The following is a 13,158-nucleotide window of genomic DNA, read 5'->3' as shown; positions in this document are numbered from 1 at the left end:
TTCTATTATACTTTCTATAAGATCTTCTTTTGTTAGAGTTTCTATATTATTTTTATTTAAAAATCCTTTTTTAAATCCAAACATTTTTACAACATAGTTCTCTAATCCTTCTAGATCCCATTCTTCAGGAAACTTTGATCCATTTGTATATAGTTCAATATTTGTTTCTATTAAGTTTCTTACCATATTGCCTATATCTTCTTTTAGACTTTCTCCTTCTAGAACTTTTCTTCTTTCACCATATATGATTTCTCTTTGTTTATTCATTACATCATCATATTGAAGTACATGTTTTCTGATAGCAAAGTTGTTACCTTCAACCTTCTTTTGTGCACCTTCTATGGTCTTAGTTAAAAGCCCATGTTCTAAAGATTCATCATCTGGCATGTTCATAGTTTCTACAAGTCTTGTAAGTCTTTCCCCACCAAAGAGTCTCATAAGATCATCTTCAAGTGATATGAAAAATCTTGAACTTCCAGGATCTCCTTGTCTACCAGATCTACCTCTTAATTGATTGTCTATTCTTCTTGACTCGTGTCTTTCTGTTCCTATTATGTGAAGCCCGCCTGCTTCTATTACCTTTTTTGCTTCTTCATCTGATTCCTTCTTATATTCTTCGTAAAGTTTTTCATATACTTTTCTAGCTTCCAAAACTCTTTCATCTCTTGTTTCAAAAAATCCATCTATGAGATTTATAACTTCATCTTCGTATCCTTTTTTCTTTAATTCAAGCTTAGCTTTATTTTCAGGATTTCCTCCAAGAACTATATCTGTTCCCCTACCAGCCATATTTGTAGCTATAGTTACAGATCCAAATCTTCCTGCATCGGCTACAATCTCAGCTTCTCTTTCATGATGCTTTGCATTTAAGACTTCATGTTTTATTCTTTCTTTTTTAAGCATCTTGCTTAAAAGTTCTGACATCTCTATTGTTATAGTACCAACTAGGACTGGTTGACCCTTTTCATGTTTTTCTTTTATATCTTCTACTACTTGTTTATATTTACCAGCTTCATTTTTATATACACTATCTGACTGGTCATCTCTTCGAATTGGTTTATTTGTAGGAATCTCCACAACATCTACATTGTAGATTTCTCTAAACTCATCTTCTTCTGTTTTAGCAGTACCAGTCATACCTGACAATTTATTATACATCCTAAAGTAGTTTTGAAATGTAATAGTTGCAAGAGTTTTTGACTCTGAACGAACATTTAAACCTTCTTTAGCTTCTATAGCTTGGTGAAGACCGTTACTGTATCTTCTACCATGCATGAGTCTACCTGTAAATTCATCTACTATTAAAACTTCTCCATCATTTACAACATAGTCTATATCTCTTTTCATTAGACTCCTAGCTTTTAAAGCTTGATTTATATGATGTGCTACCTCCATATTGTTCATATCAGCTAAGTTTTCTACACCAAAATATTTTTCTGCTTTTTTTGTACCATTTTCTGTAAGAGTACAAGCCTTAGATTTTTCGTCTATTAAAAAGTCTACTGTTTCTTCCTTTATTTCCCTATTAAAAAAGTCATTTTTCTCTTCATCTTGTTCTATAACTCTACTTGTAAGTGTACCAGCAAAGTTGTTTGCTAGACCATATAATTCAGTAGATTTATCTCCTGCACCAGATATTATAAGAGGAGTTCTAGCCTCGTCTATTAATATACTGTCTACCTCATCTACAATAGCAAAGTTTAGTGGTCTTTGAGTCATCTCTTCCTTATATATAACCATATTGTCTCTAAGATAGTCAAATCCAAATTCATTGTTTGTACCATAAGTAATATCTGCCATATAAGCAGCTTTTCTTTCTTCACTTGTAATACCATGGACAATACATCCTACTGTAAGGCCTAAAAATTCATAAAGTTTTCCCATCCACTCTTTATCTCTGCTTGCAAGATAGTCGTTGACTGTAACTATGTGAACACCTTTTTTTGTCAGACCATTTAAGTAGGCTGCCAGGGTTGCTACAAGTGTTTTTCCTTCACCTGTTTTCATCTCCGCTATTCTTCCTTGGTGAAGAATTATACCTCCTTGAATTTGTACTTTGAAATGTTTCATTCCAAGTACTCTCCATGAAGCTTCTCTTACAACCGCAAATGCTTCAACCATTATATCTTCTAATGTTTCACCTTTATCTAATCTATCTCTAAATTCTTCTGTCTTGTTTTTTAGTTCATCATCTCTTAGTTTTTCCATTGTTTTTTCTAAATCAAGTACCTTTATTACATCTGATTCTATTTTTTTAAGCTCTCTTGTACTATAGTCACCAAAGAGTCTTTGGAAAAATCCCATATTATACCCACCTTTCAATGTAAACGCATCATTTATTTTATCACTTATACACAATAGTTTCAACTTTAAAGAGAGTTTTTGACAATAAAAAAAGTTGTAGCTTTCAAGCTACAACTTTAAATTTATAGTTCAGGTTCTATCAAACCGTAATTACCATCTTTTCTTTTATAAATTACACTTATTTCTTCAGTCTCAGCACTTCTAAATACAAAGAAATTATGTCCAAGAAGTTCCATCTGAAGAACTGCCTCTTCATAGTTCATAGGCTGTAGGAAAAATCTTTTTCTTCTTACTATTGTAGGCTTATCAGGATCTTCTGTCTCTTCCTCTCTTTCATATGGCAGTACATTTTCAAATCTTATTGTTTGGCCTTCTTTATATCTTTTTTGAAGTCTTGTCTTGTATTTTCTAATTTGTCTTTCTAATATATCTACAGATTTATCAATACTTGCATACATATCATCACTTGTTTCTTCAGCTCTTAGAATAGTCCCAGGTAAATTTATTGTAACCTCTATGGTTTTATTATTTCTCTGTGTACTAAACGTTACATTTCCATTGATAGGATCCTCAAAATATTTTTCCAGCTTACTCAGTTTTTGTTCTGTTACCTCTTTTAATGCATCAGTTAATTCTACATTTTTTCCAACGAATTGTATATTCATACAAACAGCTCCTTTCATATAAGTCAATTTAAAAATTAAACTTATATATTTATTAATATATTACCCAATTAAATAAAAATATCACATGTCTTTTAAAAGTCTACTTACAAAATAATATTAACTAAATATAAAGTTTATACTAAAACCATATTTAAATATATCTTATTTTTAGGATTTAAAATCTTATAAAAAATCATTATATTATTTTGTGAATAAGTTAAATAATGCTAGATAAGGTCAACTTTGCATTAGGAAAAAACACCTAAAGCAAGTCTTCTTTACCCTGCGGAGCTGGATGAGGGCGACTAAGCATTAGGAAAAAACACCTAAAGCAAGTCTTCTTTATAACTTGTGAATAGGTGGATTGAATTTTTTTGTGGATAATGTTAATAACTTTGTGGATTACTGGGTTTGTCCATTCTTTTATGTGGATAAGTTTGTTAATTGTTATTAACTTTGTCTTATTTTCTTAATTAATACATTTTTCTTTCTTTAAATTAAAATTTTGGGTATAATATAAATAACAATTAAAACAAGGACGTGAATAAATGCAATCTAATTTAACATTAGAATTTATAGCTCTTTTTATATTAATAGCTCTTTCAGGCTTTTTTTCATCTTCTGAAACAGCCTTAGTTTCTTTAAGTAAAATAAGACTTAGACAGATGGTTGATGAAGGAGTTAAAAATGCAAACCTTTTAAATTATTTAATAGAAAAGCCAAATAAGCTTTTAAGTGCAATTTTAATAGGTAATAATATTGTCAATATTGCCGCTTCATCACTTGCAACTTCTATAGCTATAGATCTATACGGAAACACAGGTATTGGAATAGCAACTGGACTTATGACCCTTTTGGTTCTTATCTTTGGGGAGGTTACTCCAAAGTCATTAGCAGCCCAAAATTCTGAAAAGGTGTCTTTAAAGGTTACAAAACCAATTTATTTTATAACTGTAATTTTAAGTCCTATTATATATGTACTAACATCTATAACAAATGTGCTTATAAAATTTTTAGGTGGTAATATATCCAAAACACAACCTCTTATGACAGAGGATGAACTAAAAACCATAGTGAATGTAAGTCATGAAGAAGGTGTTTTAAAAGTGGGAGAAACAAAAATGATATATAATGTTTTTGAGTTTAGAGACTCACAAGCAAAAGATGTAATGACTCCTAGAACAAATATGGTTGCTTTAAGTGTCGATTCTTCATATGGAGATTTGGTTGAACTTTTTAAAGAAGAAACCTTTTCGAGGCTTCCAATTTATGAAAAAGATATTGACGATATAATAGGCATCCTTCATGTAAAAGATCTTATCTTTTATATAGAAGATAAAGACAAATTTAATCTTAGGGATTATTTAAGACCTGCTTTTTTTACATACGAATTTAAATCTACTCAAGAACTTTTTCAAGAAATGAGAGATAGTAACTACCCTACATCTATTATATTAGATGAGTATGGAGGAACTGCAGGTATGATAACTACTGAAGACCTAGTAGAGGAAATAGTAGGCGAGATTACCGATGAGTATGATGAAGGAAATGAAGAAATACAAGTTATAGAAGAAGATGAGTATATAGTAGATGGAAGTATGAAAATAGATTTATTAAATGATCTCATAGGTACAAATATAGAATCTGAGGACTTTGATTCTATAGGAGGCTTTGTAATAGGTTTGATTGGTAGATTTCCTGATGAAGAAGAAACAATAGAATATGAAAATATAAAATTTATAGTTGAAAAGATAGAAAAAAACAGAATCGAAAAGATGAGAATACTTACTTAGTTCTCATCTTTTTATTTTTATATACTTTTATATATTGTTATTAGAACTTAGAATACTAATAGTGTATAATAATATTTAAGATATTATTTTTAGGGGGAAGTTATGAATACAGTAAACTTAAGTAAGCTTAAAAAAATAGAATTTGATGTTACTAAAAAATTATTTAAATATATATATACAAACATAAACTTAAACAAAGTGATAGAAGAACTCGATAAGGAGTACTCCTATTTTTATAATACAGAAAATAATGTAGCTTTTAATATATGGCTTAGCCTAGACTATATAAATAAAGATGGTAAAACATTTACAGAAAAATTTCTAGAAGATAAATCTGAATCTTTAAGTTCAAAAGAAAGAAAGATTTTAGAAGAAAGAAAAGTATCTTATGTTTCTTTATTTAAAATATTAGAATATGATGGTGAATATACATATGTAGAAGATCTTTTAACTAGAAAAAGATTTTCTCTTCTAGAACCTGATCTATCCAATATAATAAAAGAAGGAGAATATGTCTTCTCTAGAATAGGCTTAAGCTTGAATAACTACAACTTTATAGGTGATATAAACTATTTGCCTCCATCTAGCAAGTATGATTTTATAAAAGGAGTATTATTTGATTTTAACCTTGTAAGAGAAACTTATAGAAGACTTACTATGAAAGATTATTTGAAAAGATTTGGGTTGAATTTATATAAAATATATGACGAAACAATCCTTGATGCTATGGGAAATGAAGACGGTTTAGACTTTCATAGAATTGATGACTTAGAAAGCCTTAGTGAATTTGAAAATTATTTAAGTGTTAAAATGGATGAAGATGAAGTAGATATACACATAACAAACCTTTCAGATATAATAGATTTTTATTTTTCTTCTGAATATGATGATTTAAAAGATTTTTTAAGTATAAGCTTAGATGAAATCCTCTCTACCTCTATTGATAATGGCCTTATAATATTAAAAGAAGATCTTCTATCTTATATTGATACTTTTAAACTATATTTTTATTTTTTAAGTAAAAAGAATTCATCTTACCAAAACCTTTATAAGGAAATATTAGATATAGGAAAGAGCCCTTTTAAGTATATAAGACTTTTAAATTCTTATGATGTAGATTTTAATATAAATAAAGATCTATCCTATCATATTGAAGACTCTTTAAATTATAAAGCCTTAGATTTTATAAAAGATTTCCATAACTTTCTACTATATATAGAATCTAATGATATAAGATTAACTAAAAAAGGTAAAAAGTTAAAAAGAAAAGACCTATTTATGATAAATGACTCTTTAAAAAATAAAACAAGACCATTTACAAAAACACCTAATCAAAAACATTTTATCAATATAGATTTATTTTATAATATAGCTTTGAATTTAAAACTACTCAGTATAGATGGACATACTATGGTTTTTAATAAGATAGCAACCAGTTTTTCTCTATTAGAAGAATATGAAAAATATACTATTATATTTGAAAGTATATTAGAAGATAATTTAATAAATGATTCTAATAATTATAGAAGTTTTATCTTATCCACTCTTTCAAATATGGATATATCGAAAAAATATTCAAATAAATTATTTGTAAAAGACGATCATAATTTGTTTTTCTCCTATGGAAACTTACTAAATCTATTAGGAATAATAAATTATGATAAATATGAAATCGAATCTATCTCTATTTCACCACTTGGTAAGAGAATCTCAAGATATTTAGACACCAATAAAAATCCAAATAAGAATAAAGTAATTAATTTAATAGATCTTAAAAAGTAAAATAGGAGGAAATTATGGACCAGTTATTATTAGATGACTTTACTAATTATAAATATTTATCTTCACTTAAAATATCTCCTGATGCTAATTTTAGTGCATTTATTTGTAACCAAATAAATCTAGAAAAAAACAAATATGATTCAAGTATTTATATTTTAGATAGTAGTGATAATTCTTATAAAGAACTTATATCTCAAAATAATATAAACAATTTAATTTGGAAAGATAAAAAAACTTTACTTTTTTCAAGTGATAAAGATACAGATAAAGAAAAAACAGAAAATAAAGAACCATTTACATCAATCCATAAGATGGATATTTACGAGGAAGAGTTAGACATCTTATTTGAGCTACCATTAAATATTAACTCTATAGAAGTAATTGATAAGGAAAATATATTGCTTACAGCAGATTTCGATCCTACATTTTCTGGATTTATAGACCTTTCAAAAGAGGAAAGGGAAGTCTTACTTCAAAACTTAAAAAAAGATAGTCATGTAGAAATACTAGATGAAATACCTTTTTGGTCAAATGGTCAAGGATTTACCAATAAAAAAAGAAATAAATTATATATCTATAACATAGAAACAGAAAGACTCCTTTCTGTAACAGATGACTTTACAGATGTATATGAGTTTAAACTAGATAAAGACAGAGAAAATATAGTTCTCGTTACTAATTCCTATATAGATAAAAAATATAGCTATACAGATCTTCAAATCTATAATATTGAAAAGGGATTATTAGTTAAGATTTCTCCTTTTCATGACTTTAATTATTCATATGCAGATTTTTTAAATAAAAAGATTATATTTTTCGGAACAAATATGGAGGAATTTGGCTTAAATCAAAATCCTAGTTTTTACTTATGTGATTTTACAGGATCTAATGCTAAGAAAATATCAGATGATACTTTTAATTTTAGTATTACAAATTCAATAGCAAGTGACTCTAGATATGGTAAATATGAAACTATAAAGGTAGATGAAGACTTCTTATACTTCGTTACAACAGAAGGTGACTCTTCATATATTAAAAAGATTGATAAAACTGGAAAGATTAAAAAGCTTACCTTTAGAAAAGGTTCTATCGACTCTATGAATATTGTAAATGACAAATTACAATTTGTAGGCCTAAGAAGTTTAAGGCTTCAAGAAGTGTATTTAGTAGATGGAAAAAAAGAGTTTCAGCTAACAAGTCTTAATCAATGGGTATTAGAGGAGAAATCTCTTTCTATACCTGAAAAACTTACCTTTAGAACTGAAGATGAGACTCTTATTGAAGGTTGGGTTATGAAACCAACTAATTTTTCACTTGGTAAGACTTACCCTGGTATTTTAAGTATTCATGGTGGCCCTAAAACAGCATATGGCGAGGTTTTCTTTCATGAAATGCAGTATTTAGCAAATCAAGGCTATGTAGTATTTTTCTGTAATCCACGTGGTAGTGATGGAAGAGGCGATAAATTTGCTGACATAAGAGGTCAATATGGCACTATTGATTATGAAGATATCATGCTATTTAAAGATTTAGTATTAGACAAGTATCATTTTATAGATGAAGATAAATTAGGCCTTATGGGTGGTTCCTATGGAGGTTTTATGACAAATTGGATAATAGGTCATACTTGTAAGTTTAAAGCAGCTGTTTCTCAAAGAAGTATTTCAAATTGGATATCTAAATTTGGTACAACTGATATCGGATATTATTTTGTAGATGATCAAATAGCAGCTAGCCCTTGGAATGATTTTGATAAACTTTGGAATCATTCTCCTATAAAATACGCTGACAAAGTATCCACTCCTACTCTCTTTATACATTCCCAGGAAGACTATAGATGTACTCTTTCTGGAGGACTACAGATGTTTACATCTTTAAAGTATCATGGTGTAGAAACAAGATTTTGTATGTTTAAAGGAGAAAATCACGAATTAAGCAGAAGCGGCAAACCTAAGAGTAGAATAAAAAGACTTGAAGAAATAAAGAATTGGTTTGAACTATATTTAAAATAACTTAGGAGGTGTTTTTATTAGTACCTTTTTGCAAAGACTAACACGTGTGAGACCTATAATATTTTTAGATCAATTGCTTTTTAGAATAAAAGATGATGAAGTTTTTGTAACAGGAACTCAGATGACCTTTTTTCTAATACTTTCAATATTTCCATTTATAATAATGCTTTTAAATATTGTAAGCTATACACCTTTTGTTAAGCCAGATATTTTAGAAAATATAATATTTTATTTGCCACTTGAAACACAAAAAATATTTCAAAATTTTATAAAAGAAATAACTACATCTAGTAGTCAAGGCCTTTTATCTATTTCAGCCATTGTTGGTATATGGTCTTCTTCCTCTGGTATTAAAGCAGTGATTAAAGCCATAGATAAGGCATATGATTATAGTGAAGGTAGATCTTATATAAGACTTAGAATTATATCTTTCTTTTTTACTATAGCCCTTATACTTCTTATTATATTGGTCTTTTTAACTTTAATATTTGGAGAGGTTCTTGCTAATAAGTTTTTCACATTTTTGGGACTTAGTTCCTTTTTTAAAATATTATGGTCCTATATGAGAATTGTAATTCCGCTTGTGTACATGATACTTATGTTTGCACTTCTTTATAAATATAGTCCATGTAGAAGCAAGTCTTATAGAATAAAGTTTACAAACACACTACCAGGGGCTATTTTTACTACACTTGGGTGGATGCTTACTTCAGTACTTTTTTCATATTATGTAAATAACTTTGGAAGATATGCAGTTACTTATGGAAGTTTAGTTGGAATCATACTTCTTTTTATTTGGCTTTATATAAGCAGTATAATTATTGTACTAGGTGGCGAAATAAATGCTACTTTAGAATCTTTTAGAACTTATGGATATAAATTAAATAACAATAAAAGTTTACTCATAAATATTATACATAAACTTTAGAGCTTTCTACTTGAGGTAAGGGCAAGTGCAAAAACTGTCTTTGCCTCATTTTTTATAAGTTCTTTTGCACACATTTTCATAGTTGAACCACTTGTCAAAATATCATCTAAAAGTAATATCCTCTTTCCCTTAATCTCTTCTTTGTTCCTAACCCTAAAAGCATCCTTTAAGTTTTTCCTTCTCCCTAGCTCATCTAAAAAATGTTGATCTGGAGTATGCCGTGCCTTGAACAATCCATTAAAAATAGGTAGATCTAACTCTTTAGATATAAATTTTGCTAAAAGTTCTACTTGATTATATCCTCTTACAGCTTCTTTTCTTCTATGGGAAGGAACAAAACTTATTATATCAATTTTATCTTTTATATTTTCTTTGTATATTGTTTCAAGCAAAATATCAGCTAAAGCTTTATATAAAAAGGATTTATCATTAAACTTAAATTTTTTAATAATATCCTTCATAAAACTATCATATATAGTAGTATAAAAACATCTTTCTATATTTACATCTCCTAAAAAGACTTCTTTATGGACTCTTGCAACCTTATCATTACATGATTTACATATATAGTTTTCTACCTTACTATCTTCTGATCTACAAAAATAACATATATCTTTTGTAGGAAAAACAAACTCTAAAGCCTCTTTGATATATTCCATTTTATATGCCTCCTAAGAGTAAAAAACTTCTATATATTCCTTTATTTTTTTATCTAAGCTTGAATACCTTTTAGCTATCCTATTGTTTTTTATCATCATTTGGAGAAATTTTACTTCTCCAACCAATACTACAAGTTCCCTAGCTCTTGTTATTCCAGTATATATTAAGTTCCTAGTCAAAAGCATAGGAGGCCCCCAGTGCACTGGCATTATAACTACTGGAAACTCACTTCCTTGAGATTTGTGAACTGTAATAGCATAGGAAAGTTTTAGTTCATCTAATCCATTAAAACTATATTCTACAAGTCTTTCATCATCAAATAAAACTTTTAAATTATTCGCTTCATGGTCTATAGATTCTATATATCCAAAGTCTCCATTAAAGACTCCTTCTCCTTTATCTACGGTCATATTTCCTACTATCTTTTTCCATTCTAGATTGTAGTTGTTTTTTACCTGCATGACCTTGTCTCCTACCCTAAATAGTTCATCTCCTATTTTCTTTTCTGCTTTAAAAGTTGATTTTGGATTTAAAGTTTCTTGGAGTTTTTTATTTAAAGATTTTGTTCCTACATCACCTTTTTTCATAGGGGTTAAAATTTGTATATCTTTTAAAGGATCGTAGTCATAATATTTAGGAAGTCTTTCATTATTTAATCCTATAATAGTATTTAAGGTAGACGAAGAATTCGGCTGAGATAAAAAATAAAAGTCTTTATCTTTCCCATTTAATATTGGAATCTCTCCCCTATTAATTTTATGGGCATTTACTACTATCATACTTTCTTCAGCCTGTCTAAATATTTTATCTAACATAACAACTCTTATACTTTCAGAGTTTATAATATCTCTAAGTACATTTCCTGCTCCTACACTTGGTAGCTGATCTATATCCCCTACAAGTATGATACGTGTTCCTTCATTTATGGCTTTTAGAAGGCTATTCATAAGAAGTATATCTATCATAGATGACTCATCTATGATTATAACATCTGCCTCTATTGGACTATCTTCATCTCTGTTAAATCCCATATCTTCTTCCATATATGCAAACTCAAGTAATCTGTGAATTGTTTTACTTTCTCTTCCTGTAGTTTCAGTCATTCTTTTGGCTGCCCTACCTGTTGGGGCAGCTAATACTACATTCATTTCTAAATCTTCGAATATATTTATAATAGCATTTATGGTTGTAGTTTTTCCTGTTCCAGGCCCTCCTGTTATGATAACTACACCATCCTCAACAGCTTCTTTTATAGCAATAAGTTGTTTTGAATGAAATTCTATTTCTTCTTCATCTTCTATACGTTTTATTTCTTTTTCAACATCTACCTGGAGATCTGTAAAGTCTACCTTTGAAAGTTCTACTATCTTTCTAGCTACATTATTTTCAGCTACATGAAAAGGCATATAATATACTAAGCTTGTCTCTAATTCATTTACTATATGAAAATTCTTTTTAAATATTAGGTCTCGAATAGACTCTTCTATAAGAGAAGTTTCTACTTGTAAAAGATGAGATGTCTTATAAAGAAGTTCATCTTTAGGTAGGTAACAATGTCCATCTCCTGAACTTTTCATCATTGTAAATTTAAGTCCTGCTTCTATTCTATAAGGAGAATCTAACCCTATACCCATCTCTCTAGCAAGTGCATCAGAAGTTTTAAATCCTATTCCGTGTATATCTTCTGATAGCCTATATGGATTTTCATTTATTACTCCTACAGTATCTTTTCCATATTTTTTATATATTTTTATAGCATTATTTACAGTAATATTAAAGCCTTGAAGATAAACCATTATATCTTTTACTTCTCTTTGTTCTTCATAAGCAGCTGTTATCTTTTCAATCTTTTTTTCACCTATACCAGGTATCTTTTTTAACCTTTCAGGATTATATTGAATAATATCTAATGAATCTTCACCAAATTCATTTACTATATTTTTAGCAGTTTTCGGTCCAACATATGGCAGAATCCCTGAAGCTAGATAGTTTTCTATTCCCTTTAGAGTAGAGGGTATGGTAGTTTTAATAGTTTCAAATTGAAGCTGTTCCCCAAATTTATCGTGATATATCCACTCTCCTCTTACCTCAACCATCTCATCTATGTTTATAAAAGCTGCATTTCCAACTATGGTAACTGAACCATCACTTGAATTAAGCTTTGCAACTGTATATCCATTATCTTCATTTCTAAATATAATATCTTCTATTACACCTTCTATAGTTAACATTCCACCCCTCCATCATAGATAAATTATAACATATGTATTAAAAATATGTATTAAAAAAAGACTGATTTCTCAGTCTTTTCTTTAAATAATCTTTGCTATTGTTTTTGAAAGCTCAATTATACTTTCACTTAGCTGATTTAGTTTTCCTTCTATTCTCACCAAGAGATATATGGAGATAACTATGGGAAAGCCTAAATTAGCTATATGAGTATATATCTCTTCCATTTACTTCACCCCTTAGAATTCTATAAGCTCTGTACTAGTCTCTATGATTCTAGCCTCTTCTTTCATAGTTAGGTCAGTTTCATTAGACTTAAATATGTTTTTTTCTATTATTGAATCCATAGCATCTTCTATGTCTAACTTAGATAAATCTTCTTTAGGATCTGCAAGAGAAACTCTAAATCTTTTATTTACTCCATCTAAAAATCTTAATTCCAATGTTTTTTTGATCATTTTTTCACCCCCTATCTACTTATAACTAATACTAGACTTCTTCTTTAATAGAAGTTTCTTCAACTCTTAATACATTTAAGAGCCCATTGTTTTGAAGACTTTCTAAAACTTTAGCTGTTTGGTAAAGTTCTTCATCTAAAGCTTCTGGTTTTACCTTTGTAAATGATTTAGATATAATTCTTTGTTTTTCATCTACAATTCCTCCATCTAATTGTAGTTTTAAATTGGTTTTTTCTTTAATACTTTTTATAGCCATCTTTTTCACCTCCTATCTCTTATTAACTATATAGATCTAAAATATAAATTTACTATTTTTACATAAAAAAA

Annotated in this window: 11 protein-coding genes; 4 read left to right on the top strand and 7 right to left on the bottom strand. The window is 28.6% G+C overall.

The window, feature by feature from the left end:
- The coding region (gene secA / locus ACTHW2_RS04440) for a preprotein translocase subunit SecA (RefSeq protein WP_442262588.1) at window positions 1-2,304 on the bottom strand (2,304 nt) is incomplete at its 3' end.
- Between the two features lie 122 nt (window positions 2,305-2,426).
- The gene (gene hpf / locus ACTHW2_RS04435; RefSeq protein WP_442262587.1) at window positions 2,427-2,969 is read right to left on the bottom strand and encodes a ribosome hibernation-promoting factor, HPF/YfiA family; all 543 of its coding nucleotides are present in this window, start codon (window positions 2,967-2,969) and stop codon (window positions 2,427-2,429) included.
- Between the two features lie 548 nt (window positions 2,970-3,517).
- Between hpf and ACTHW2_RS04430 the strand changes: the two genes are divergently transcribed.
- The 4 genes from ACTHW2_RS04430 to ACTHW2_RS04415 all read left to right on the top strand — a co-directional run bounded on the left by ACTHW2_RS04430 (window position 3,518) and on the right by ACTHW2_RS04415 (window position 9,484).
- Window positions 3,518-4,762: an HlyC/CorC family transporter gene (locus ACTHW2_RS04430; RefSeq protein ID WP_442262585.1), complete on the top strand. Its 1,245-nt coding sequence runs from the start codon at window positions 3,518-3,520 to the stop codon at window positions 4,760-4,762.
- 102 nt (window positions 4,763-4,864) lie between these two features.
- Window positions 4,865-6,544: a hypothetical protein gene (locus tag ACTHW2_RS04425; RefSeq protein ID WP_442262584.1), complete on the top strand. Its 1,680-nt coding sequence runs from the start codon at window positions 4,865-4,867 to the stop codon at window positions 6,542-6,544.
- A gap of 14 nt (window positions 6,545-6,558) precedes the next feature.
- Window positions 6,559-8,556, top strand: coding sequence for an alpha/beta hydrolase family protein (locus ACTHW2_RS04420; protein WP_442262582.1), 1,998 nt, complete (start codon window positions 6,559-6,561; stop codon window positions 8,554-8,556).
- Between the two features lie 28 nt (window positions 8,557-8,584).
- Window positions 8,585-9,484, top strand: coding sequence for a YihY/virulence factor BrkB family protein (locus ACTHW2_RS04415; RefSeq protein ID WP_442262580.1), 900 nt, complete (start codon window positions 8,585-8,587; stop codon window positions 9,482-9,484).
- On the opposite strand, the gene ACTHW2_RS04410 is transcribed toward ACTHW2_RS04415, so the two are convergent.
- From ACTHW2_RS04410 to ACTHW2_RS04390, 5 genes are all read right to left on the bottom strand, one after another.
- Window positions 9,481-10,143 (bottom strand): ComF family protein, encoded by a 663-nt coding sequence (locus tag ACTHW2_RS04410; RefSeq protein WP_442262578.1) that lies wholly within the window; start codon window positions 10,141-10,143, stop codon window positions 9,481-9,483. The two genes, ACTHW2_RS04415 and ACTHW2_RS04410, sit on opposite strands and share 4 nt — an antisense overlap.
- A gap of 12 nt (window positions 10,144-10,155) precedes the next feature.
- Complete coding sequence (gene recD2 / locus ACTHW2_RS04405; protein ID WP_442262576.1) at window positions 10,156-12,375, bottom strand: SF1B family DNA helicase RecD2; 2,220 nt, start codon at window positions 12,373-12,375, stop codon at window positions 10,156-10,158.
- 81 nt (window positions 12,376-12,456) lie between these two features.
- Window positions 12,457-12,600, bottom strand: coding sequence for a YvrJ family protein (locus tag ACTHW2_RS04400; protein ID WP_442262574.1), 144 nt, complete (start codon window positions 12,598-12,600; stop codon window positions 12,457-12,459).
- Between the two features lie 12 nt (window positions 12,601-12,612).
- On the bottom strand, window positions 12,613-12,831 hold the full coding sequence (locus ACTHW2_RS04395) for a DUF2922 domain-containing protein (RefSeq protein ID WP_442262572.1): 219 nt from the start codon (window positions 12,829-12,831) through the stop codon (window positions 12,613-12,615).
- 31 nt (window positions 12,832-12,862) lie between these two features.
- On the bottom strand, window positions 12,863-13,087 hold the full coding sequence (locus tag ACTHW2_RS04390; protein ID WP_442262570.1) for a DUF1659 domain-containing protein: 225 nt from the start codon (window positions 13,085-13,087) through the stop codon (window positions 12,863-12,865).
- Between the last annotated feature and the right edge of the window lie 71 nt (window positions 13,088-13,158).

The organism is Tissierella sp. (genome assembly GCF_052089545.1).
GTDB lineage: Bacteria > Bacillota > Clostridia > Tissierellales > Tissierellaceae > Tissierella_A.
The sequence above is the reverse complement of the archived record's forward strand: the minus strand, read 5'-3'. Positions and strand labels throughout refer to the sequence as shown.

Bases quoted from the DNA above. Each gene is read 5' to 3' on its own strand.
- hpf (WP_442262587.1), bottom strand. From the start codon at position 2,969: ATGAATATACAATTCGTTGGAAAAAATGTAGAATTAACTGATGCATTA.
- ACTHW2_RS04430 (WP_442262585.1), top strand. From the start codon at position 3,518: ATGCAATCTAATTTAACATTAGAATTTATAGCTCTTTTTATATTAATA.
- ACTHW2_RS04425 (WP_442262584.1), top strand. From the start codon at position 4,865: ATGAATACAGTAAACTTAAGTAAGCTTAAAAAAATAGAATTTGATGTT.
- ACTHW2_RS04420 (WP_442262582.1), top strand. From the start codon at position 6,559: ATGGACCAGTTATTATTAGATGACTTTACTAATTATAAATATTTATCT.
- ACTHW2_RS04410 (WP_442262578.1), bottom strand. From the start codon at position 10,143: ATGGAATATATCAAAGAGGCTTTAGAGTTTGTTTTTCCTACAAAAGAT.
- recD2 (WP_442262576.1), bottom strand. From the start codon at position 12,375: ATGTTAACTATAGAAGGTGTAATAGAAGATATTATATTTAGAAATGAA.
- ACTHW2_RS04400 (WP_442262574.1), bottom strand. From the start codon at position 12,600: ATGGAAGAGATATATACTCATATAGCTAATTTAGGCTTTCCCATAGTT.
- ACTHW2_RS04395 (WP_442262572.1), bottom strand. From the start codon at position 12,831: ATGATCAAAAAAACATTGGAATTAAGATTTTTAGATGGAGTAAATAAA.
- ACTHW2_RS04390 (WP_442262570.1), bottom strand. From the start codon at position 13,087: ATGGCTATAAAAAGTATTAAAGAAAAAACCAATTTAAAACTACAATTA.